This is a genomic window from Halobacillus campisalis (genome assembly GCF_030345335.1).
Classification (GTDB): Bacteria; Bacillota; Bacilli; order Bacillales; family Halobacillaceae; genus Halobacillus_A; species Halobacillus_A campisalis.
Genome location: NZ_JAPVRC010000009.1, coordinates 69,397 through 91,080, shown reverse-complemented (window position 1 = coordinate 91,080; position 21,684 = coordinate 69,397). Strand labels below are relative to the sequence as shown.

At 42.3% G+C, this 21,684-nt stretch carries 21 protein-coding genes and 1 riboswitch; of the genes, 9 read left to right on the top strand and 12 right to left on the bottom strand.

Annotated elements, in window-relative coordinates:
• Positions 1-25: 25 nt before the first annotated feature.
• The 4 genes from O2Q26_RS16315 to O2Q26_RS16300 form a co-directional block, all read right to left on the bottom strand.
• Positions 26-1,015, bottom strand: coding sequence for an aliphatic sulfonate ABC transporter substrate-binding protein (locus O2Q26_RS16315; protein WP_289216906.1), 990 nt, complete (start codon positions 1,013-1,015; stop codon positions 26-28).
• A 16-nt stretch (positions 1,016-1,031) separates the two neighbouring features.
• Entirely contained in the window at positions 1,032-2,819 is a 1,788-nt protein-coding gene (locus tag O2Q26_RS16310) for a PLP-dependent aspartate aminotransferase family protein (protein ID WP_289216905.1), read from the bottom strand.
• 106 nt (positions 2,820-2,925) lie between these two features.
• Positions 2,926-3,036, bottom strand: a riboswitch (SAM riboswitch).
• 76 nt (positions 3,037-3,112) lie between these two features.
• On the bottom strand, positions 3,113-4,258 hold the full coding sequence (locus O2Q26_RS16305; protein ID WP_289216904.1) for a trans-sulfuration enzyme family protein: 1,146 nt from the start codon (positions 4,256-4,258) through the stop codon (positions 3,113-3,115).
• Positions 4,259-4,324: 66 nt separating this feature from the next.
• Positions 4,325-4,936 carry an NUDIX hydrolase gene (locus O2Q26_RS16300; protein WP_289216903.1) on the bottom strand — a complete coding sequence of 204 codons (612 nt, stop codon included), beginning with the start codon at positions 4,934-4,936 and terminating at the stop codon, positions 4,325-4,327.
• A 705-nt stretch (positions 4,937-5,641) separates the two neighbouring features.
• Between O2Q26_RS16300 and O2Q26_RS16295 the strand changes: the two genes are divergently transcribed.
• Both O2Q26_RS16295 and O2Q26_RS16290 read left to right on the top strand, forming a co-directional pair.
• On the top strand, positions 5,642-5,797 hold the full coding sequence (locus tag O2Q26_RS16295) for a hypothetical protein (protein ID WP_289216902.1): 156 nt from the start codon (positions 5,642-5,644) through the stop codon (positions 5,795-5,797).
• 118 nt (positions 5,798-5,915) lie between these two features.
• Positions 5,916-7,325, top strand: a complete 1,410-nt coding sequence (locus tag O2Q26_RS16290) for a hypothetical protein (RefSeq protein WP_289216901.1) — start codon at positions 5,916-5,918, stop codon at positions 7,323-7,325.
• A 192-nt stretch (positions 7,326-7,517) separates the two neighbouring features.
• Here the strand turns inward: O2Q26_RS16290 and O2Q26_RS16285 are convergent, their stop codons facing one another.
• Positions 7,518-8,291 carry an alpha/beta fold hydrolase gene (locus tag O2Q26_RS16285; protein WP_289216900.1) on the bottom strand — a complete coding sequence of 258 codons (774 nt, stop codon included), beginning with the start codon at positions 8,289-8,291 and terminating at the stop codon, positions 7,518-7,520.
• Between the two features lie 170 nt (positions 8,292-8,461).
• Here O2Q26_RS16285 and O2Q26_RS16280 point away from each other — a divergent pair, with 170 nt between their 5' ends.
• Positions 8,462-9,049, top strand: coding sequence for an SCO family protein (locus O2Q26_RS16280; RefSeq protein WP_289216899.1), 588 nt, complete (start codon positions 8,462-8,464; stop codon positions 9,047-9,049).
• Positions 9,050-9,131: 82 nt separating this feature from the next.
• On the opposite strand, the gene O2Q26_RS16275 is transcribed toward O2Q26_RS16280, so the two are convergent.
• Positions 9,132-9,662 (bottom strand): sigma-70 family RNA polymerase sigma factor, encoded by a 531-nt coding sequence (locus tag O2Q26_RS16275; protein WP_289216898.1) that lies wholly within the window; start codon positions 9,660-9,662, stop codon positions 9,132-9,134.
• A 247-nt stretch (positions 9,663-9,909) separates the two neighbouring features.
• Between O2Q26_RS16275 and O2Q26_RS16270 the strand changes: the two genes are divergently transcribed.
• Positions 9,910-11,190 (top strand): helix-turn-helix domain-containing protein, encoded by a 1,281-nt coding sequence (locus O2Q26_RS16270; protein ID WP_289216897.1) that lies wholly within the window; start codon positions 9,910-9,912, stop codon positions 11,188-11,190.
• 21 nt (positions 11,191-11,211) lie between these two features.
• On the opposite strand, the gene O2Q26_RS16265 is transcribed toward O2Q26_RS16270, so the two are convergent.
• Positions 11,212-12,111, bottom strand: a complete 900-nt coding sequence (locus O2Q26_RS16265) for a DUF1002 domain-containing protein (RefSeq protein WP_289216896.1) — start codon at positions 12,109-12,111, stop codon at positions 11,212-11,214.
• 165 nt (positions 12,112-12,276) lie between these two features.
• Between O2Q26_RS16265 and O2Q26_RS16260 the strand changes: the two genes are divergently transcribed.
• Both O2Q26_RS16260 and O2Q26_RS16255 read left to right on the top strand, forming a co-directional pair.
• On the top strand, positions 12,277-12,648 hold the full coding sequence (locus O2Q26_RS16260) for a DoxX family protein (RefSeq protein WP_253935801.1): 372 nt from the start codon (positions 12,277-12,279) through the stop codon (positions 12,646-12,648).
• Positions 12,649-12,707: 59 nt separating this feature from the next.
• Entirely contained in the window at positions 12,708-13,232 is a 525-nt protein-coding gene (locus tag O2Q26_RS16255) for a type 1 glutamine amidotransferase domain-containing protein (RefSeq protein ID WP_289216895.1), read from the top strand.
• A gap of 568 nt (positions 13,233-13,800) precedes the next feature.
• Here O2Q26_RS16255 and O2Q26_RS16250 read toward each other — a convergent pair.
• The 4 genes from O2Q26_RS16250 to O2Q26_RS16235 form a co-directional block, all read right to left on the bottom strand.
• A complete protein-coding gene (locus O2Q26_RS16250) occupies positions 13,801-14,961 on the bottom strand; it encodes an acyl-CoA dehydrogenase family protein (protein ID WP_289216894.1) in 1,161 nt (386 codons plus the stop codon).
• A 271-nt stretch (positions 14,962-15,232) separates the two neighbouring features.
• Entirely contained in the window at positions 15,233-16,027 is a 795-nt protein-coding gene (ytvA, locus tag O2Q26_RS16245) for a YtvA family blue-light photoreceptor (RefSeq protein WP_289216893.1), read from the bottom strand.
• A gap of 82 nt (positions 16,028-16,109) precedes the next feature.
• Complete coding sequence (locus tag O2Q26_RS16240) at positions 16,110-16,670, bottom strand: nucleotidyltransferase family protein (RefSeq protein WP_289216892.1); 561 nt, start codon at positions 16,668-16,670, stop codon at positions 16,110-16,112.
• 4 nt (positions 16,671-16,674) lie between these two features.
• Positions 16,675-17,529, bottom strand: a complete 855-nt coding sequence (locus O2Q26_RS16235; protein WP_289216891.1) for a LysR family transcriptional regulator — start codon at positions 17,527-17,529, stop codon at positions 16,675-16,677.
• Between the two features lie 113 nt (positions 17,530-17,642).
• On the opposite strand from O2Q26_RS16235, the gene O2Q26_RS16230 reads away from it, so the two are divergent.
• On the top strand, positions 17,643-18,854 hold the full coding sequence (locus O2Q26_RS16230) for an MFS transporter (protein WP_289216890.1): 1,212 nt from the start codon (positions 17,643-17,645) through the stop codon (positions 18,852-18,854).
• Positions 18,855-19,164: 310 nt separating this feature from the next.
• On the opposite strand, the gene O2Q26_RS16225 is transcribed toward O2Q26_RS16230, so the two are convergent.
• Positions 19,165-20,058 (bottom strand): LysR family transcriptional regulator, encoded by an 894-nt coding sequence (locus O2Q26_RS16225; protein ID WP_289216889.1) that lies wholly within the window; start codon positions 20,056-20,058, stop codon positions 19,165-19,167.
• 117 nt (positions 20,059-20,175) lie between these two features.
• Here O2Q26_RS16225 and O2Q26_RS16220 point away from each other — a divergent pair, with 117 nt between their 5' ends.
• Positions 20,176-21,165: a YeiH family protein gene (locus O2Q26_RS16220; protein ID WP_289216888.1), complete on the top strand. Its 990-nt coding sequence runs from the start codon at positions 20,176-20,178 to the stop codon at positions 21,163-21,165.
• 28 nt (positions 21,166-21,193) lie between these two features.
• Positions 21,194-21,634 carry a GNAT family N-acetyltransferase gene (locus O2Q26_RS16215; protein WP_289216887.1) on the top strand — a complete coding sequence of 147 codons (441 nt, stop codon included), beginning with the start codon at positions 21,194-21,196 and terminating at the stop codon, positions 21,632-21,634.
• Positions 21,635-21,684 lie beyond the last annotated feature (50 nt).

Here is a 21,684-nt window from a genome sequence, read left to right as displayed (position 1 = left end):
TAATCGACTCCTTCCCGTAGTTTTTTTATTCAATAACGTTCTCAGCAAAGCTCGGATTAATAAGTTCGTCAGTCAACGCTTCTACGTCACTATCAGCATCGATGACTTCCTCTTCTTGAAGTACTTTACCTGCACCATTAATGGATTCTTTCACATCATCGCCAGGGATAGGCTGGCTGAAGTCATTTCGCTCCATTTGGATTTCAGCTACTTCCCGATCGATATTAGCTTCTTCTGCTAAAATCTGTGCTGCTTCCTCTGGATTTTCTTCTGTCCACTTGCGAGCTTTTTCATAAGCTTCGATTACTTTTTCAACGGCTTCTGGATGCTCTTCTGCAAAATCGCTGCGGACATTCAGTGTTCCGTAAGTGTTGAAGGAGGGCTCACGATAGAACAAATTAGCATCTGAACCTAACTCTTCACGCGCCATATGAGGGTCTAATCCAGCCCAGGCATCCACACTTCCGGAGTTCAAGGCTGAAGCTCCATCAGCGTGCTGAAGATTCACAAGCTCAATATCATCAATAGACATCCCATGTTCTTTCAATGCCCTGACTAGGAAGATATAAGGGTCAGTACCAGTAGTGGCCGCGACTTTTTTACCTTCCAGATCTTCCACAGATTTAATGCCAGAGTCTTTACTTGAGACGAGTGCTGTCCATTCCGGCTGAGAGTACAAATAGACCGATTCGACCGGCGAACCATTGTCTTTCGCCATCAACGCCGCCGCTCCAGCTGTAGATCCGAAATCCACACTGCTTGAGTTCAAGAATTCTAAAGCTTTGTTACTCCCTTGACTCAGTACATACTCAATTTCTGTTCCTTCTTCTTCAAATGCTTCTTCAGCAAAACCTTTTTCTTTTAAAACAAGACTTGTCGGACTGTAGTGTGCATAATCAAGAGTGATCTTATCAGGACCGCTGCCATCTCCGTTCTCTTCAGCGCTGCTTGAGCAGCCGATTAACCCGACGCTTAATAGTAACCCAATGGTTAGAAAAGTAGATTTTAAGTTCATGTCATCCTCCTGGTGTTTAAATTTCACATGCGTACGTGTCGATTGTGCCTCTTAAACGCTGCGCCTCTTTATAAGTACAGCGGTTGTGAACGACTTGAAGGCCGGCATCACTTGCGATTTTAGCTGCTTCTGGGGCAATGACACCTTCCTGGAGCCAGAATACTTCCGGTTTTACTTCTGCAGCTTCTTTAGCAATTTCAACTGCTGCTTCTGGACTGCGGAAAATTTGGGCGACATCAATTTTGAATGGAATCGAGCTTAAATCCGGATAAGCTTTCTCGCCAAGCACTTCATCTTCCCGAGGGTTTACTGGCACGATTTGATAACCTAAGCGCTGCATTTTACGAGCCAGTCGATGACTTGGACGTGACGGTTTACCGCTCAGACCTACGACGGCTAGACGTTTCGGGCGGGTTACCTCTTCGCCGTTCTCTTCTTCCTTCACTTGAGGGGAGCTCAGCGCCCACTTAATGACCCCTTCGTCGTTTTCCGTAATGGTTGAGGTCACTTCACGCCCCGTCGCTTTTCCAATCGCACGATTCAAATCATTGATTAAATCTTTAACTGATTCAATGCCGACAGATAAACGAATCAGTTCTTCTGTAACACCGCTTGCGGCAAGGTCTTCAACAGATAGCTGCTGGTGTGTCGTAGACGCCGGATGGATAATAAGCGACTTAGCGTCCCCGACATTGGCTACGTGAGACCAGAGCGCAATATTGTTAATGACTTGACGTCCTGCTTCACGTCCTCCCTTTATCCCAAAGTTCACGATTGATCCAAAGCCAACATCAAGATATTTTTTGGCTAGTTCATGAGCCGGATGCTCCTGCAAACCAGGGTATGAAACCCATTCCACATCCGGATGTGCTTTTAAATACTCAGCAAGCTCCTGCGCGTTATCATTATGACGTTCGACGCGAAGATGCAGTGTCTCAAGTCCTTGAATCAGCTGAAAAGCATTTTGCGGGCTTAAGCATGCACCCAAATCTCTTAGCAGTTGGACACGAAGCTTAGTGATAAAGGCTAAGGTGCCAAAGTCAGCGGCATAGCGAATGCCGTTATAGCTCGGGTCAGGTTCAGTGAAAACAGGGAATTTCCCGTTACCCCAGTTGAAACGGCCGCCATCAACAACAACGCCTCCGATGGTCGTACCGTGACCGCCAATCCACTTTGTTGCAGAATGAACGACGATATCCGCTCCCCACTCGATAGGTTTGCAGGAATATGGTGTTGCAAATGTATTGTCAACAATTAGCGGAACTCCATTTTCATGAGCAATGGCAGAAACTTTTTCAAAATCCAGAACGTGCAAGCTAGGATTTCCGATGGTTTCAGCGAACACCGCTTTCGTTTTATCTGTAATCGCTTTGCGGAAGTTTTCCGGGTCTTCCGGATCAACGAACACTACTTTAATGCCATATCGCGGCAAAGTATTAGCAAACAAATTATAAGTACCACCGTAAAGATTTGCCGCTGCAACGATCTCATCCCCGGCGCCTGCCAAGTTCAGGATAGAAAGTGAGATGGCTGACATTCCTGAAGCGGTAGCTACGGAAGCCACACCATTTTCAAGTAATGCCATCCTCTTTTCGAAAACATCCACCGTCGGGTTCCCAATACGAGAATAGATATTGCCCGGTTCATCTAAAGCAAATAAGCTTTGCGCATGATCTGTGTCGTGGAAAACGTAGGAAGTCGTCTGGTAAATCGGTACCGCTCGAGAACCTGTCGTCGGGTCAGGTGACTGCCCGCCATGCAGGGATAATGTGTCTAAATCGTAGCTTTCGAATGAGTTTGTCATAAGTGAATCCTCCTTGAGATTATTTGAAAATGGAAAATATTTTAGATATGGAGACGCAAAAAGCCCCTCTTCGATAAGAAGAGGGGCTGTTAATAACATTTTCCTCCTCTTATCTCTCAGATCACATGGATCTGTAGGATTTGGCACCTTTTCAAACCGATGTTTGAAGGTTGCCGGGCATCACAGGGCCTATTCCCTCTGCCGCTCTTGATAAGAGTTTATATTTAGTTGTTTAGGCTATGCTTATGAATTATAAGGATTATTTATTCTAAAGTCAATAATATTTTGAATATTTATTTAATGGAATCGGTTATCGCTTTTTTGAATTGAGCAATAATGTCCTCTGCTTCTTCGATACCGATGGAAAGACGGACTACATAATCATCAATCCCGACTTTATCACGTTCCTCATCCGTTAAAGAACGATGAGATGTACGGATTGGATAAGATACCGTCGTCTCTACCCCAGCCAAAGTCGGTGCTATTTTAATCCAGCCTAACGATTTAAAGAAGCTTTCCAAGTTTACACTCTGATTTAATTTGATCGTTACAATCGCACCCTTGCCGCGATCTGACACTTGTTCAGGGTAATAAACCCGCTCTACCCCCTCGTCTTCTTTTAACGCAGAAGCCAGTTGTTCTGCGTTCGAAGATTGCTGCTTCATACGCAAAGCGAGCGTTTTTGACCCTCTTTGGGTAAGCCAGGCTTCGAATGGACTCAAGTTTGTACCTAGGCCGATCACTTTCTTTTTGGCATTATCAATCAAATCCTCATGACCTACTACTACGCCGGAAGTCACATCACTATGACCGCCGATATATTTTGTAGCACTGTGGGCGACGAGATCCACACCCATAGTGTAGGGCTGGAGAAGGTAAGGCGTGGCAAATGTGTTATCGACCATCGTTTTCAAACCACGTTCCTTCGCCAGTTTAACAAGCCCCTCTATGTCCTCTACTCTTAGAAAAGGATTGGAAATCGACTCGGTATAAATAAGCTTAGTATTCGGCTTAATCGCCTGTTCCACTGCTTCTAAGTCTGAAAAAGATACCATAGTGTACTCGATTCCAAAGCTTGCCAGCTGTTTCGTAATAAGATGATGAGTCCCACCGTATAAATCCTCCGCCGCTACGATATGATCTCCTGACTCCGCTATGGAAAGGATTCCAGCCATGATGGCAGAAATACCGGATGAAGCCGCCACCCCTGCAGGTGCAGCTTCTAAATTCGCCACAGTCCTTCCCAGCTCATCCGTGTTCGGATTGTTTTCTCTCGTGTAAAGATAAGGTGTGTCTCCTGAATAATAACTTTCCAGATGATCCAAGTCTTTGAAAGTAAATGCAGAGGTCTGGTAAATCGGGGTCGCTTTACTGTTCAAGGCTTGATCTTGATTTATTTTATTATGTACGACACGTGTATTAAACGATTTCTCACTCATCAATCTTCTCCCCTTCAGTTACAATTTTAAATAGTATATAACAACAGGTCTGTAAACTGTCAAAAATTACACTTCCCTAGTATTCCATATCGCTTGCACAACGTGCTGATAATAATTGAAATCATGCGGGCAAAAGTGGTGAAGCTCCAAGTCGATCTCATGTTTATTTAAGATTGAATAAGCTGATAGATATTTGCGTTTCTTAGAAATCATGCTTACAAAATCCTCGATATCAATTCTAACCACATCGGTAACTTCATCATTAATAGCAAGCTGCATCGCTTCATCATAAGGGAAAATATAAATATGACAGATTTCTCTGTCGTTCAGTGCCTTCATCTGCAGTTGTTCTTTGTAAAATCCGGAATAACTGATGTTTTCTTCAGACAGTGTAAGGCCTAATTCTTCACGGACCTCTCTTAATCCGCCTTCAATTCGGCTTTCATTAATCTGTATATGACCGGCTGCTGTAATATCATACAAATCAGGAAAATCCTTTTTAATATCCGATCGCCTTTGAAAGTAAATAGAGGTCCGGTTATTTTCATGTCGATAAAACCAGCAGTGGAAGCTTTCGTGCCAGTCTCCGTCCCTATGCACTTCGTCTCTGTCTTTTTCTCCTATAGGAGTAAGCCAGTCACTGAAAATTTTTAAAATTTCTCCCATATGCCCACTCATTTCTCCTAAATAGTCTGTACATTCATCATATCATACTACGACAAAATACGACGATATTCGTTTAGATGCTTCCAAATTGTCTTTGTTCAATTCCATGTTGATATTCATATAAGCTCCCAATTCTTGAAGGCTTGGTTTCGAGACATAGTTAGAGTTTTGGGGCTACAGGAAACGATTCGCTTTCCGTGGGGCGGGCGCTGAGCCTCCTCGAGCTTCGCTCTGTGGGGTCTCACCTGTCCCGCTCATCCCACAGGAGTCTCACCGTTTCCTTCCGCCCTCTGCCTCATAAGTATCTCGAAACCGCTTCAAGAAAAAGCAAGCATGTATGTTAGAGCGCCCCATGTTGAAATGCTTGCTATAGAGCTCTATATTCTCATGGGCCAGAAATGTGAAAACGCTACTTCTTATAAAGGGTGCGTTTCTGACTAACTTTGTATGGGGGTGGGAAGCTTCGAGACTCCCGTGGGAGAAGGAGGTAGGCGAGATCCCACAGGGCTTTAGCCCGAGGAAGCTTGCCCGTTCCCCCACAGGAAAGCGAGTAGCTCCCCTCCTGACTGGCAACCTGGCAATGAATCCCGGTGATCTCGAATCCAAGTCTTCCGCATCCTGCCATATTGCAGAGTAACTGTTTATAAAAAAACAGCAACGACGTTTAATATAAAGCTTTCAGAATAGAAATACTAAGCAGACGAAGGGGGTGATTTTTTGAATGATGACAAAAACAAAAAACATACTATTACTAATGAAGCAGCTGAATTATTATCCCATCCCGTAAAATTCAACCAGGCTTTTATAGATAACAAAGAAGAGGAAAACATTGAAAAAGAGGGAGAAGCGATGTTCAACCACTATGCTGATTAGCCATATAAATATGTGCACGCACGATTACTAAATTCCGATCGTGCGTTTTTTACTTTTTAAAAATCTGCTATGCTTCTATAAAGGGATACCCATTATTTTCAAGAGAGGAAGCGGATAGATGAAAAAGAAAGGAAAATGGATCGGACTAGTATTTCTCCTCGTTATATTCGCTGCAGCCGTCCAGTGGAGTATGAGCGATGAGGACAATGCGACGGAAAAATTAGAAGTTTTTCAAAACCCAACAGCTGAAGAACTCGAACTTCCCCATAATTTGACTAGAGCTGAAAGCAGGGAAACAATTGATAACTTTTATAATATGAAAAGCCCAGGCTATAAAAAAGCCAAGGAGTTGGAAATCACCCAATCCCCGGGACAATCCTTTGACATCCCTGGTCATGAAGGAGAATTGACCATTGATGAGATATGGCACTCTCAATACCAGGTGTTCATGTATTACTCCGTGGACTTGAAAGTTTTCGAGGATAAAGAAAACCTTCAGCACTCCCCTCTATTTGATATTTCAAGCGTCAACGTCCACCCTGAAAAAGGAGATGTGATCAAACAATCGCATTCCACATTCCAATACAGTGACTCCAATGAAGGACTAATGAGTTACGACGGGAAGTTATATGGAATGCTGGTCATGCCGCCGCTTGAACAAAAAGAACCGATGGATATGGAAGGTATGGAAGTTAACGAAACGATTCCCACTTCTTTCCGTATCAGCATGGACAATACGAGCGAAATTACCGATGAAGAACCATTGACCTATACATATGAAAAAGATCAAGAAATCAGACAAACTGCAGATTTTAATGGTGTATATGAAGAAAGCGGCTTAACAATCAAACCAATAGACGTGGATTTAGGGATTACTTCGAATAAAATCACGTTAGAAATCACCCATGATGAGCATGAAGTAAGCAATCTGACAGGCAGCGTGAGAGATGAAAGTACAAGCACTGAAATTTCCTATCTTCATCCTGTCGAAGGACGTCCTGATGTATATGAAGCTCAATTTACTCCGTATGATGAAGACCCAGAATCTTTGGATATTCACCTGGAATCCGTCTCGTTTTTAACAGATGAAGATTTATCTTTTGATGTGGACGTCAGTGATTATGAAGAAGAAGTCGGGGAGGAATGGGAACGAGTAATTGTGGATGTAAACGAAAAAACTGCAGAAAAATTAAATACAGACATTTATTTAGAGCAAAAAGTGTATGATCCTTCCATGGGGATGGAAATCCACCTGGGATTTGAGCCGAAACCAGGTGACCACACTTTCACATTAAGTCCAAATCTTATGCGTACTCCCGCATCTCCCATGCAATACGAACCGTTTACAGCGGTTAATGAGGACGGAGAAGAAATCATGGGGGCGGGAGGCGGTATAAATAATGGCAATACGGTCCTTAACCTGTCCACTTCTTCCCTTAAGGACAGTAATATGATTACTATAGAGGTGCCTCAACTCCAGGCGTCTCAAAAGGTGGATTTCCAAGAAACTGTCGATTTAAAGGAATAAAGGAGTTGTCCAAATGGGGTTCGTAACCTTTTAAAACATTGGGTGGGGAACAACTGAACAACTCGCTTTACTGCGGGAGTCCCGGCGTTTCCGTTATCCTCACAGTCGCAAGAGGCCAGGGGGTTAACCTAGCCTTTCTAAAAAACAGGGCAGGCCATAAAAGTTAAGAAATAAACTTTAGGGTCTGCTCCTTTATTTTTTCATAAACGTCCTATTAAAAAACTCCCTGACTGCCTGGTTGACGACAGGAGCATGAGTGGCAGGGATTTGATGAGAAGCATGGTCCACTACGACAAGAGAGGCTTTGGGCAGCACTCGGTAATACTTTAAATGTTTGTTGATCCATGATGGACGCGTACCATATAAAAGCAGCACAGGCATGACTAATTCATCCAATCGGCTCGCACAATCATAATGATAGGCATTCTTATAAAATTGATGCCATACCATTCGATCTGATTTCATCATATGCTCCTCGACCTCCAGCCTGATCTCCGGCTCTTTAAAATGGGAGGCCGCAATAATTTTTGCGAGGGAGCGCGCTTCTTGTTTTAAACGGCTCATCCCAGCTTTGAATTCAAACTTAAGTATCATAGTGTCGACTTTAGGAAAAGCCCCTGCCAGAATCAGCCCTTTCACCTTCTCTGGATAGCTTAGCGCAAATTGCTGAGCTACAGAACCTCCGGCTGAGTAACCAAACACAAATACTTGGTCTACTTTCAAATAATCCACCAAGTGTCTTATTTCTTCTGCATAATGCTCGATCGTTGGTGAAAGGTTTACGGTGTCTGAGTCCCCATGCCCGCTTAAATCAGGCACTATGATACGAAATTGTTCCGCTAACTCATGCTGCTGTAAAAATGCCTTCCTCCCCATCCCAGGGGGGTGGATAAATAGGATGATGCTCCCTTTACCACAGTCTTCAAAAAATAATCGCTGACCATCTTCATTCATGTAAAAAGGCATAGACATCCCCCTAATTTCTTATCTGGATCCCTAGTGTTTCCTTATCTATCCTCTACATTCGTATATAATGCGAACTTCTAACATAATTTTTGTTGGACCTGGCAAATTGACACCTTACTCAAGACAGTCGTAAACTATATAAAGATATACAGAAATGGAAGGAGCTCATCATGCGTCATAAAAGATTATACATATTTTTCTCACTAATCATAATTACCCTTATTCTGGCAGCCTGCGGTCAAAAAGAATTAGAGGATCCGTTAGAATGGGAAATTGACAACTTGTCCGGTACTACGCAAGCTGGCGAAGACTTTTCTGTCGATGAAATGGAAGGAGAAGTATGGCTCGCCAACTTCATTTTCACTTCTTGCGATACGGTCTGCCCTCCAATTACAAGGAATATGGCGAACTTGCAGGAACAATTGAAAGAAGAGGACATTGAAGTTGAGATCGTTTCCTTCAGCGTAGACCCGGAAGTTGATACTCCGGAAAAACTGGAAGAATTTGCTTCGGCACAGGACGCCGATTTTGATAATTGGTCCTTCATCACTGGATATTCGCAAAAGGAAATCGAAAACTACGGACAGGAAAGCTTCAGAACCATCGTCCAAAAACCCGAAGGAGCTGAGCAAGTTACACACGGATCTTCTTTCTTCCTTATGAATAAAAATAATCAGGTCATGAAAAGTTATAAAGGCGATACCAATGTACCTTTTGAAAAAATTATAGAAGACGCTGAAATTCTGGCTAATCAATAAAAGCGGGCACATGCTGCTCGCTTTTTCCTTATTTTTCCCATTAAAAAAGCAGTACCCTTTTAGTCAGTCAGGTACTACTTCACTATCCTTGAGCCGCTGCCACTTCTCTGATTTCTCCTCCGAGATGGTCGCGGGCCCGTTTCATTCGTGTTTTTAATGTATTCTCGTTCATGTGTAATACGTTAGACATTTGTTTGACCGATAAATCATCGAAATAATAAAGGTGCACAGCCTCATGATAATCAGGCTTCAGATGATCGATGGCTTCATGAATATCAGCAAACTCTTCCTTTTCTAACATAATTTCAAGGGGGTCACGTGCAGCGGATTCTGTCCGCTCCAGCCAATGGTCTTCCCAGGGCGTTACGTTACGATTAGAATAACTGCGCAAATGATCCTTGCAGTGGTTGATCATAATACGATACACCCAAGCTTTTAAATTGCTGCCTCTTTTAAAAGAATCAAACCTTTCATACGCTTTCACTAAAGCTTCCTGCACCATATCCTCTGCGGTCATACTTTCTTTTACGTAACAGCGTGCGGTTCTCAACATCGCACCATAATGTTCCTCTGCGATTTGGCTGAGACCTTCATCCCTATTTATATCTTTCATATTCGGTCCACTCCATTATGAGAAATCATCTTTTCATTTTAATCGTACAATATTCCCACAAAATGCAAATCTTGTTTTTGTACTATTATCGAAGAGGAATTAAGCAATTTTTTTGAAAATTAACGCAATCTGTAACATCATTCATTATTTTTTTACATAATAGCCAATTACGTAATTCTTTAGACCTATTCAAAACAAGACAAATTATGTATGATGGACATATATGGGATAGAAGAGGTGATTGCTTGTGAACATCGGAAAAAGAATTAACATCTACCGTAAAATATATAATATGACGTTGAACGACCTTGCAGGTGATTCGATATCCACTGCTCACCTCAGTAAAATTGAAAATGGGTACCGTAATCCTGGGTCACCGACTCTTCGGAAGATTGCGCAGGTTCTGGATTTACCATTTACTTTCTTTGAACACTATGCAGAAGAAGACCCTGAGGTTCATCATATACTGGTCCAGCTTGAACAGCTGATCATAACAGACATTAAAAAGGCCCAACCTCTTATAGAGACACTGGACGAAAATTATTATGGCTATTTATCGAACGTGAATCAGGAATTATATTATTTGTTGTTAAAGTGCGCTTACTACTGTAAGTGCAAAAACCATAACGAAGCTCAGAGTGTTTATGAGGCTTACATACATCCATTTATCGATGAAGATCAAATGAACGAAGCACCTCTATACGTTAAAAACGCCTACCACTATTGTTTAGGCATCCGATACTACCAGATGGCGGAATACTCAAAGAGCCTTGAGCACTACAAACTTTTCTCTTTCGATAATCAATCGCTTTCTGTCAAAGCTGCTTTAACTTACAATATCGCGGTACTATCGAATGCAGTGGGTGACTACCGTACAGCTGTTACATACAGTCATGAGGCTTTAAGCTATTATGAAAGTCTGCATCAGCCTAATGAACTATCTATGGTGTACAATTTAGTAGGCGTCATTTATTTAAATCAAGAAAAATTCGAGGAAGCTATGGATTACCTGACAGAAGCTGAAAAACGCGCAGAAGATTGGGATGACCGGCGATTACTCACTCAAATCTTCCATAATAAAGGTGTGGTCATGCGTAAAGCTGGATGCAATGAGACAGCTTGCGACTTTCTTGAACGTGCCCTTCAACTCAAAGAAGAACAAAGCCTGACCGCAAGTAAACAAATCACCTATCATTCTTTGTGTAAAGCGTACGTAAGTTTAGGACGGTTACGAGAAGCTGAAGCTTTATACAATCAAGCAAAACAAAAGGTCTGTCATCCTTCCGACCATTATTATCTACTCGAAGCTTTTCTCGATTATTATCTTCAAACCGGTAATGAAGAAATGTACCAGCAAAGTTTAGAAACTTGCATCGGTTTTTTCGAACAAGATGCTGATAAAGAACCTCTAGATCACCTGTATCTAAAGCTTGCGAATCATTTATACGAAACCGGGAAGTACAAACGTGCCGCCGAATCCTACCTTTCTCATATTAAGATAACTGAAAACGCCTCAGGTTCTGCTTAAGCAGAACCTGAGGCGAGTTTATTAATTGAATATAGACCTGAAGAAATCAGCCAGTGCCTTAAAGAAATCCTGTATCGCAGTAGATACTTTATTCCAAAAGCCTTCATCGTTTATGACATCTTGAATTCCGCCAGTCAGTTCGTCCAATTGATCTTTAACGTTATCAAAGTTAATATTCAAATCTCTCATCTGTTCAAACAAATCAATCAGCCTCTGCCGGTCTTCTTCACTCAGCTCGATATTCAAATTATTCATTTGTTCTTCGACGATTTGTTCAATTTCTTCTTTAGTAGCCGGGTTTTGCTCAGCGATCGCTTTCTTGATTTCTGTCAATAGCTCGCTGACCTCTGCCTCGTCTACCCCCTCATCAGCAATCGAAGTGGCGACATCTAATTCCTCACTCGCCACTTCCATACGATCTTCATCTAATTTGACACCTTTGGCATCATAGGCTTTATATATGCCTGTCAAAGCAGAATGACCACTCACTTGCACAGAAGAAGCGACAAAAACTTCGGCATTTTCGACTCCTGCCGTGAGAAGCGCATTGCTGTACATTTCTTTTGTGACTTCCGTAATGTTGTCCGGGGAGACGATATCAATATTCAGTCCTTCCCCGTTATCCTTATGAAGGATTTTTACAGAAGAATACATATTTGAATTGGGATTTCCCCCGATGTAGTTAGCGATGTCCTGGCCTGTTACAGTAAACTCATCCACTTCATCATGCTGTCCAACTTCCAATAGCTCAGTGACTTTTGACTTTTGCTCCTCTGATAATGCATCTCCATATACAACAATAGGCAGCCCCAGCTTTTCATTGATGCTTTCATTACCAGTAGAAGCTTGGACATTATTAGGAATAAGGGCAGCGGACACCAATAAAATCCCTATCAGCGCAACTATAAAACGGTTTTTCATTATATTCGACCCCTTAAAATAGTTTAAAAATTCTTTGAAAATTATGCTAGACTTAAATTTAATTATACTTGTTTATCAGCTTTTAGCATCAACTCTTTGGCTTATTTTTCACACATCCTATATACGCATGGCGACCAAAAAACGTTTCACAAGGGAGTTCTTTTTATGAAGACTTTTAAAATCATGGCTTTGTACCTATTTGCCGCTGGCTTTTTTCTCGCCGGCGTGGCTCATTTTATATACGATACAGGCTTTGCTGCAATGCTTCCTGATTTTGTACCGTTCAAACTGGAAGTTGTTTATGTGACCGCGATTATTGAGTGGATGCTTTCGTTATTCCTCATCTTCCCGCAAACTAGACGTCTTGCGGGAATCGCTACAGCCATATTTCTCTTAGCTGTTCTTCCCGCTAATATTTATGCGGCGATTCATGGGATACCGGCGCCATGGTCTGAGGAAACCAACCTCACCGCTCTCTGGATACGTCCTCTCTTCCAGCCGCTGCTCATCTGGTGGGTACTCGCTGTATCGAAATAGTGTTGTGCATCCATTCTATTTGATACACTGAAGACAGGATAGATAAAGGAGGCAGCTCAATGAGATTACAAAATAAAAAAGTCATTGCTCTCGTCAGTAAAGATTTCGAAGATTTAGAATTATGGTATCCCCTCCTTCGTTTACAAGAAGAAGGTGCAACCGTGGATCTTGTAGGTGAACAAGCTGGAGAAGAATACCCAGGAAAATACGGTGTTCCAGCTACAGCTGATTATTCTTTTGAAGACATTGATCCTGCAGACTATGATGGGATTCTTGTGCCAGGCGGGTGGTCCCCGGATAAACTTCGCCGTTATGACAGCGTCATTCACATGGTTCGTCATATGGACGAAAACAAAAAGCCTATCGGGCAGATCTGTCATGCTGGCTGGGTGCTCATCTCAGCTGATATTCTAAAAGGCCGCCAAGTGACGAGCACACCGGGCATCAAGGATGATATGGTCAATGCTGGAGCGATCTGGCATGATGAGGCAGTCGTTCAGGATGAACATATCGTATCGGCAAGACGCCCGCCTGATCTCCCACCGTACGCCAAAGCTTTTGCTGATTTGCTAGCTGAAAGCTAAATAGTTACTCATAAAAAAATCGCTCTTTTACGTTTTTTGTTAGGTTTATTCACTAACATCATAACGAATGGAGCGATTTTTTTCGTATAAGGCTAAGTTTGTTTCATTAGATAGTTATTTAATTATATGGCAGTTATCTGGAAAACTCGTTATCGAGACATTTTGTTAATGGATCAGGGCGGCAAGGAATAGCTCGCTTTCCGTGGGAGCATTCGAAAAAGCTGAAATACTGTTGTAGTTTCTTTTTCATATATCTTTCCTTGGGTTTCGTTTCTCCCTCCATGGTAATGGGGTCTTGGAAATGGTGAGACTCCTGCGGGAATGGATGGACTGGCTAGATCCCGCAGAGCTTTAGCTCGAGGAGGCTGGCCGTCATCCCCGCGGAAAGCGAGCTATTTCCAAGACCCCATTTCTCCAAGCTCCAAGCAAAAAAACGAAACCATTTCTCAAGATCAGGAAGTTTTAACAAGTTGGTAGTGTCATCCTTTAATGTTTCTTTTTCAGACTTCAATCTTATCATGGCAGATATCTTCATATAAAAAAGCTTAGACATAACACGTCTAAGCTCTCATGCTTGCAGGGCTTTCCCTGCAAGCATTCTTATCACAGCATCGTCCATCGGCGGATTATGGAGACCTGCCCGCACGTCACGATAATATTTCTCGAAAGGCTGGTCCTTAGATAAACCACGTCCTCCAGCAATACGCATAGCCAAATCGACGACTTCGGCAGCAGTATTCGTAACAGCGAGCTTGACGGCGGCGAGCTCAGGTCCCATATTTTCCCGTTGCTCCGGTTCCTCATCCCAGCGTCTTGCCGTGCTGTACATAAAACTGTGCGCCTGCATCAATTTCCATTCCATTTCCCCGATTTTATCCTGTATATGACCCACTTCAGAAATTGTAGTATCTAAACTGTTGGGCTGAAAAGACTTGGCAAATTTAACGGCATCATTACGAGCCGCAAGTGCAATACCAAGGTAGCAAGCTGGAATATGCAGGAGCCAACCTTTTGGCGAAGGTCTTCCTTTGGTTTTCACTTCTACTAAATCATCTGTACTAAGCTCCACGTGATCAAGTACTAAGTCATCACTCTCTGTACCGCGCATGCCGAGGGTGTCCCACGTCTTTTCAACTCGAATCCCTGGTTGGTGGCGATCGATCAAAAACCAGCCGATGTCATCTAAATCCTCTACATAAGCAGATACGATATAATAATCCAAATGATCAGCCATGGAAGTGAAGGTTTTTCGACCATTCACAATATAGGTATCCTCTTGCCGCACAGCTGTTGTTTCAGGAATACCTCCTCTAGTAGGACTTCCTGTGGCAGGCTCTGTAGCTGCCCTGTTTACGACGGCTTGATTCTCCGCCACTTCTTTGGCCAGGCGTTCGAAGTGATGTTTCTTCCAGCTTTTTTCATCGCTCAACTCCATCATAATTCCTAAATGCCAGCCAATGGATAAAGCAGCTGCTCCATCTCCTTCAGCAATTTTCTCTTGTAATAACAAAAACTCATATAAGGAAAGACTTTCTCCCCCGAATTGAACCGGTAAACTTAAGGATGGATATTTTTCTAGTTTCATGACCTTTAAGGTTTCGTTCGAAAACTCCGCATTTTGATCAGTCTTAATTACATGGGAACGAGCTTCCTCAGCTATCACAGACGCTTTAGTATATAAGCGCTCCTGCCTGTCATTTCTTATCCACGAACGAATAAAATCACTCATTTCACTCACTCCATTAAAACAATTTAATTAAATCATACAAAACCTGTATGTATTGTGCGAATCATCCGCTTGCCATTTATTGATCATCTATAGTACTTAGAGTTTTACGCTCTGCAACTTTTCATACTTAAAGATCTTTTTGAGGAGTGTAGAAATGTTTAATTATCATTACTTTCGTACGAGGTGAGCATAGAAATTAGATGTCCGATTAATAATTACAGGAATACGGCAACTCGTCAGAAGTATTTCAGGTCAGTGCCGCCGCTGCGATTCACCGTATTTCCTGCAGCGCCTGCTTCACGGATATATAACTCTTCAGTGACAGCTCTCCTAAATTTACATAAGGAGCACTTTGGAGTGCGAAGTTCGGTTTGACTCCGGTCAGTACGAGGGTTGTACCCATGAGGTCAAGCAGCTGGTTCAGCTGGTAGATTCCGATATGAAGATCTTTATTGAACGTATGCACTGCGGATAAATCAAGGATGAGATAATCTTCCTTCGATTCCTGGACATGATGGCTCACGACATCCAATATTTGCTGCAAGCGATCTTCATCTACCGTTCCGATCAATGGAAGAACTGAAATATTTTCCTCAATAGGGACAATAGGGGTTGAAAGACGTCTCACTTCAGAGGAATAATGGCCCACAAGGTTTTCTGCATCTTTTCTTTTAGTTATATCTTTTTGCACACCAACAAAAAAGTTTTGATCCATATTTTCTATATAGACTGGGAAGATTTGGAGTTCATTCCAAAACGGCGTCCCATCTTTCCTATAATTCAAAAGCTCGACTTGCACGGATTTAGAGTTGGCGAGAGCCTCTCGTATTTTTTCGAGAGAATCTTCTTCTGTATCCTCTCCTTGTAAGAACCGGCAATTATATCCCAGAATTTCATCAGCTTCGTAACCTGACAAGTCCACAAATCCCTTATTCACATAGATAATCGGATTATCCTCCTGCTCAGGATCTGAAATGACTACCCCTGCTCCTACATGGTCAATGGCTGCTTTAATAAATTCATTTTGCTGTATTTCTTCAAGTTTATCTAACGAGTTATAGTTCATTATGTATGATCCTCTCTAGAGAAATGGTTACTATCATAATAAAATGAACACAAAAAAATTACCAACTATACGTGAAAGGTAATCACCACTTCTGTATCTTAAGCTCCGGCCAAAGTCTTTTCCACTTGCTTACCTTTTTTTCGTACACATGCTGTGGAATCATCTTCTTGTTCGGGCGTACAATCAGTTGAAATAGATCATCCAGACCATAAGGGGCATATATTTGGTAGATACCGTTGGTCTTTTTCACTCCGATGGCTGAAGCTGTGGCGGGCCATGTATCAATCGCTTCTTCGACGGATTGATAGGGCGGAATTTTCTTCCCGAATTTCTTCTCGTACCATACGTGCACTCGCGCTTCATTCGTAACATCTATAGGATAACCAGCATGCTCCAGCTTCTTATTACAAACAGCTTCTATCCAGTCTTCTCTTTCACCTGTGTGATCGTGCGCATCGTAGTAAACGATATCAATATCCCCAATACCGTAACCAGCTTCCCTTCCGCACAAATAGTTCCAGACACTTTGAGTAATGCAGCCTGCCCCAATGTAGTAATGATCGAATTCACTTTCCGCCACGTCTAGAACTTCCTGAACAAAATCAGTTTGTTCTACTATTTCAGTCAGCTGATCTTCCAGCATAGTTTCATCCTTTCCACACTTTATATTCTAACAAATTGATAAAGGCTTCAACTTGAGGAAGGGCGCGGACTTCCTTTTTAACACAAGCCCACGTTTTTCTTTGAATCGGAACTCCTTCGTCTAATAAAGGGATATGCGGGAGCTTCTCCAACTCCTTTGTTATAAGGCTTTTTGGTAAGACAGTCATTCCTAATCCTGTGACCATCAATTGTTTTGCCGTCTCAAAATGGTCTACTTTCATCGTCCGGCGGACCTTCCAATCCATTTGTTGATACATCCATTCTTCAACCAGCCTCTGATAATCGGCATCAGTTTTGAATTCTATGAATGTACGGTACTTACCTTTTGCAAAATCTTCAGTATCAAATAAATACAAAGGATCATCAAACAGATGGAAACGTTCATAACCCTGCAGTGCCTCTCCTCGTAAAATTGCCAGGTGATATGCAGAGGCCGTTTGTTTAATTTCTGCACTTACTCCTGTCACTAAATCTATGGTTACTTCAGGGTAGAGCTTCGTGTATTCCTGTAAAAGACCAGGCAGATAATGCTGGCTGACTAACGAAGAGACACCTAGTGATAATGTACCCGACACTTCGTTCTTACTGCTCCTTATTCGGTCATGTAATTTCTCTTCTTTAGCTATCATCTCTTTAGCATGTTGCAAAACTGCTTCCCCTAAAGGTGTCAGAACAAGCTGCCTTGAAGTACGAACGAAAATCTCCACTCCGAAATAATCTTCTATAAATCTCAAACGCTGGGTAATGGCAGGTTGTGAAATCAGCACATGCCTAGCCGTAGACCGTATGGTTTTATAATATTCAAGCTGAATAAGAAGCCTATAATCTTCTACTTTCATAAACTCCCCCCCTGATAACTAATACCTATCAATTACTATTGTAAATCAATATTATTCTTATCGCATGAAGTGACCTATGATAAATGTATCGACACATGGATGAGGTGAAATTGATGGATCAATTAAATACACGAAAATTACTTTCCGGATATTTTTTATATGAATGCGGAAGATCAATGTATTTTGTAATTATAACGTGGTATTTATTTCAGTGGACACAAGATGCTATGTACACAGGACTATTTGTAAGCTTCGGCTTTTTACCAGGACTATTCTCTAACGTCATCTTCGGGGTCCTCGTCGACCGTTACAACCGAAAAAAATTAGCTGTCATAGCAGGAGCGGTCAGTGTGGCCGCCCTCACCATTTTAGGCGTAGCCTTTTTTCTGGAAAGGATCAGCCCGTGGTGGCTGATCCTAACACACATGGTTTTACAAACGACAGGATCGCTTTTCCGTCCCTCCTTACAGGCGCTTGTGGCCGAAGTGTTCCTTCCAGAAGACCTGCCTGGAATCTTCTCGCTATCAAGTTCAGCCACCATTTCAGGAAGTATAGCAGGAGCAGCAATGGGCGGGATTTTTTCAAGTCTATTTGCTGCCCCTGTTTCTATAACTATAGTCGTGATTTTTTATGCTGCTGCTTTTACGGCGGTAGCCAAACTACATTACACTTCTACGATAGAATCACGTAAAACCTGCAGAGAACCCTTTATATCTGAACTGCGATCTGGATTTCGATATTTGAATAACCACAGCTTCCTTTATGGATTATTCATGATGATGATGCTTGGTCAGTTGACGTTCCATACGACACTCGGATTTTTATCGGTCTATACGAGTGACTATTTAGAAAAAAACGCCTTCGTTTACGGAACGCTTGATGTAACCTTTTCTGTTGGAGGTATCGCTGCAGGGGTCTTAGGAGCATGGTGGTGGAATCGAATGAAAAACAATTTAGCTGTGTTTTCTCTTGCGGTCATGGCTTGCGGTTTATTATTGGCGGGGATCACTCAGCATATTGTGCTGGCTTTTCTAGGCATTTGTCTCATCGGTATAGGTACTTCCTTCGTCCGATCCCTGCTCCAATCCGTGCAGCAAATCGCAACGGCAAAGGAATTCCATGGACGGATGGCAAGCTTCCGGATGCTTTGCAACCAGAGTGCGGTTGTCATCACGGGGCCTCTATTCGGATTAACAGCTTCTTCTATCGGAGCTAATTACGTATTCCTGTTCTTATTGATTCCAGTGTCTTTAGGTATCATATGGTCTGCTTATCAAGCGAAGCATCCGCTGTTCGTAGAAATCACCACTTCTAAAACCGCATAAAAACAAGGTATGCTCCGGGCCGGCATACCTTGTTTTTTCATGTATAGAGGATCGTATGTTATCTCGTTTCTTCTTTCGGTGCCTTATATACCTTTTCTACCTCAACTCCCAGTGTCTTTAAGTAATCGACGATCTGGTCTAGGCTTTTCATAATTTCACCTCAGTTTATACAAGATTATGTTATTAATGACTGGTCTACCATCTTTACGATTGACGAATCGGTATAGTTTCATTTTTCTCTAATCTAACCATACCCCAGATTCCATCTCAATATTCCGTTTCCAGCATATTTTACACAGATTTTTCACATTTATTCTTTAAATGGATGCAAGTCTTCCACTAAATCAATAAATACAGATGCATTCTTGGATATTTCCTTCTCATCATTCGGGGTGACGTAGGAAAAGAAACGAGTCGGCACCTTAATGAATGGAAGTGGGAAAATTAAATCCAAAGCATTCGAATGCTCTGCGACCGTCTTAGATATCAGGGATAGTCCGAGGTTCTGTTTCACTCCTTGTATCACTCCATGATTACTTCCGATTGTAATCATTTTTCGGGGTCTGACGTTATAGCTTTCTAATAATGATTCCAGCACGGCCCGTGTACCGGATCCACTTTCTCTAAAAATCCACGTCTGATCCTGGATTTGCTTGAACGTAATCTCATCTTTAGAGCGCAGGGGATGATCGATTGGCACGACAACAACCATTTCGTCTTCCATGAAGGGATGGGAAGATAAATCTTTCTTATTGACCTGCCCTTCCACTAGCCCAATATCCAACTCATGAAGTTGTACACCAGTGTTAATCTCTTCTGTATTTTTAATGGTTACGTTCAAATCCACTTCAGGATATAACTGATCGAAGGCTTTTAGAATACCCGGCAAAATATATTCACCTACCGTGTAACTGGCCCCGATGCGTATTTCCCCGCGGAGCTGATGATGGTATTCGGACACTTCGTTTTGAGCTTTTTCTAAAATTCCGAGTATCTGTTTCGCTCTTTGATAAACGATCTCTCCCGTACTGGTCACCTGGAACCTTTTCGGAGAACGATCGATTAGCGTTGTTTCATAGTGTTCTTCCAATGTCTTGATATGAAAGCTGACTGTTGGCTGAGATAAATTCAATCTCTGCGAAGCTTTTGTAAAACTCTCCAACTCAATAACGGCTATATAAGTTTGTAATGCGTCTATATCCATGGGCACTCCCCCATCATTTAAATTATTGATCGTTAAGATTATAAACTTTTATTTTACTAATGATATGGTCACTCGTATAGTGTTTCATATACAAAATCAGAAGGTAGGATCACTATAATGAACAAAACGCACCGATCGCTACTGCTGGGAATCGCTTTTACTTTCTCAGTAGCCGGGGTTGGATTCTTAATTGCCTTGCTGCCTGGGTTCCGACACATCGGTCCGCTTTCAGCTGCGATTATACTAGCCGTAATCTACCGGCATTTCTTCGGGTTTCCAGAACCATTAAGAAAAGGTATACAATTTTCCGCTAAAAACTTACTGCGTATCGCTATTGTATTATTTGGATTAAAGCTGAATATAAACTTAATTTTACAAGAGGGGGTTCCCTTGATTCTCCGCGACTTGCTCGTCGTTGTTTTCAGTATCGGAGTGATGATGTTATTAGCCAGGTCATTAAAGGCGGATCGATCACTTTCTTTACTATTAGGCATCGGGACAGGGGTATGCGGGGCGTCAGCAATTGCGGCCGTCTCCCCTATTTTAAAATCAAAGGAAGAAGATACAGCATTAAGCGCCGGCATCATCTCTCTTGTAGGCACAGTGTTCGCCATCGTCTATGTCCTACTGCGACCTTTCCTTCCCATGGAAATGGAGGTATATGGCATGTGGGCCGGGTTAAGTTTACATGAAGTTGCCCATGCTGTGCTTGCAGGCGATCCTGCAGGCGAGGAAGGTTTGGCTATGGCTTTACTCGCGAAGCTTGGTCGTGTAGCACTTCTCGTACCTCTATGCATTCTGTTAATCTGGATGATGAAGAAAAAGAATAAAAACACATCGAACCAATCCATTCCCTTTCCATGGTTTTTAGCAGGTTTTTTAATAATGAGTTTACTCGGGAGTTTCGTCCTCGGCGTCTACATCCCGGTTTCAGAAGGGGTAATGGATGGAATCTCCAGCCTTACTTCATTCATTTTGACGATGGCTATGGCTGGTCTCGGACTGAATGTAAGTCTGCGTGATGCGCGCGCTCGGGCGTTCAAGCCTATCATTGCTGTCGTTTTGACTTCTATTTTATTATCGATCGTCACCTCATTTATCGTATAATCTATTAACATAGAGGGGGGATTGCTTCATGATCGTGCCATTGAATCACTATGAAACAAGGATTGCAGAAAAAATCATCAGTATTCAGTGTCCTGCTTACCAAATCGAAGCCGATATGATCGGGAGTGACCGAATTCCTGGACTTTACGATACTGTCGAGGATATCAAAGCATGCTCTGAGTCTTTTATCGGGTGGTACGTTGACGATCAATTGGCCGGCTTTATTTCTTACGTCTGGAATGATGCAACCGTGGATATTCATCGATTAGTCGTCTCCCCTTCACATTTTAGAAAGGGGATAGCGAAAAATTTACTATCCTATATCCTTCAATTCAAAGCTGAACGTATTATCGTCAGCACAGGAGCCAAGAACGTGCCTGCCAGGAAACTGTATGCATCTCTAGGTTTTCGTGAAAGGGAGTACCAGGAGGTCGATGATGGATTGGCGATCATCCATTATGAATATTAATAGAACAATCTAATTCAATATAAGTTCAGCACTTAAATAACAGTGTATTT

What these genes read in the sequence shown, in the direction of transcription:
- O2Q26_RS16290 (WP_289216901.1), top strand. Translation starts at nt 5,916, where the DNA reads ATGAAAAAGAAAGGAAAATGGATCGGACTAGTATTTCTCCTCGTTATA.
- O2Q26_RS16305 (WP_289216904.1), bottom strand. Translation starts at nt 4,258, where the DNA reads ATGAGTGAGAAATCGTTTAATACACGTGTCGTACATAATAAAATAAAT.
- ytvA (WP_289216893.1), bottom strand. Translation starts at nt 16,027, where the DNA reads ATGAACTATAACTCGTTAGATAAACTTGAAGAAATACAGCAAAATGAA.
- O2Q26_RS16265 (WP_289216896.1), bottom strand. Translation starts at nt 12,111, where the DNA reads ATGAAAAACCGTTTTATAGTTGCGCTGATAGGGATTTTATTGGTGTCC.
- O2Q26_RS16220 (WP_289216888.1), top strand. Translation starts at nt 20,176, where the DNA reads ATGAACAAAACGCACCGATCGCTACTGCTGGGAATCGCTTTTACTTTC.
- O2Q26_RS16275 (WP_289216898.1), bottom strand. Translation starts at nt 9,662, where the DNA reads ATGAAAGATATAAATAGGGATGAAGGTCTCAGCCAAATCGCAGAGGAA.
- O2Q26_RS16315 (WP_289216906.1), bottom strand. Translation starts at nt 1,015, where the DNA reads ATGAACTTAAAATCTACTTTTCTAACCATTGGGTTACTATTAAGCGTC.
- O2Q26_RS16310 (WP_289216905.1), bottom strand. Translation starts at nt 2,819, where the DNA reads ATGACAAACTCATTCGAAAGCTACGATTTAGACACATTATCCCTGCAT.
- O2Q26_RS16300 (WP_289216903.1), bottom strand. Translation starts at nt 4,936, where the DNA reads ATGAGTGGGCATATGGGAGAAATTTTAAAAATTTTCAGTGACTGGCTT.
- O2Q26_RS16215 (WP_289216887.1), top strand. Translation starts at nt 21,194, where the DNA reads ATGATCGTGCCATTGAATCACTATGAAACAAGGATTGCAGAAAAAATC.
- O2Q26_RS16260 (WP_253935801.1), top strand. Translation starts at nt 12,277, where the DNA reads ATGAAGACTTTTAAAATCATGGCTTTGTACCTATTTGCCGCTGGCTTT.
- O2Q26_RS16240 (WP_289216892.1), bottom strand. Translation starts at nt 16,670, where the DNA reads ATGCTGGAAGATCAGCTGACTGAAATAGTAGAACAAACTGATTTTGTT.
- O2Q26_RS16280 (WP_289216899.1), top strand. Translation starts at nt 8,462, where the DNA reads ATGCGTCATAAAAGATTATACATATTTTTCTCACTAATCATAATTACC.
- O2Q26_RS16250 (WP_289216894.1), bottom strand. Translation starts at nt 14,961, where the DNA reads ATGAGTGATTTTATTCGTTCGTGGATAAGAAATGACAGGCAGGAGCGC.
- O2Q26_RS16235 (WP_289216891.1), bottom strand. Translation starts at nt 17,529, where the DNA reads ATGAAAGTAGAAGATTATAGGCTTCTTATTCAGCTTGAATATTATAAA.
- O2Q26_RS16230 (WP_289216890.1), top strand. Translation starts at nt 17,643, where the DNA reads ATGGATCAATTAAATACACGAAAATTACTTTCCGGATATTTTTTATAT.
- O2Q26_RS16255 (WP_289216895.1), top strand. Translation starts at nt 12,708, where the DNA reads ATGAGATTACAAAATAAAAAAGTCATTGCTCTCGTCAGTAAAGATTTC.
- O2Q26_RS16285 (WP_289216900.1), bottom strand. Translation starts at nt 8,291, where the DNA reads ATGCCTTTTTACATGAATGAAGATGGTCAGCGATTATTTTTTGAAGAC.
- O2Q26_RS16225 (WP_289216889.1), bottom strand. Translation starts at nt 20,058, where the DNA reads ATGGATATAGACGCATTACAAACTTATATAGCCGTTATTGAGTTGGAG.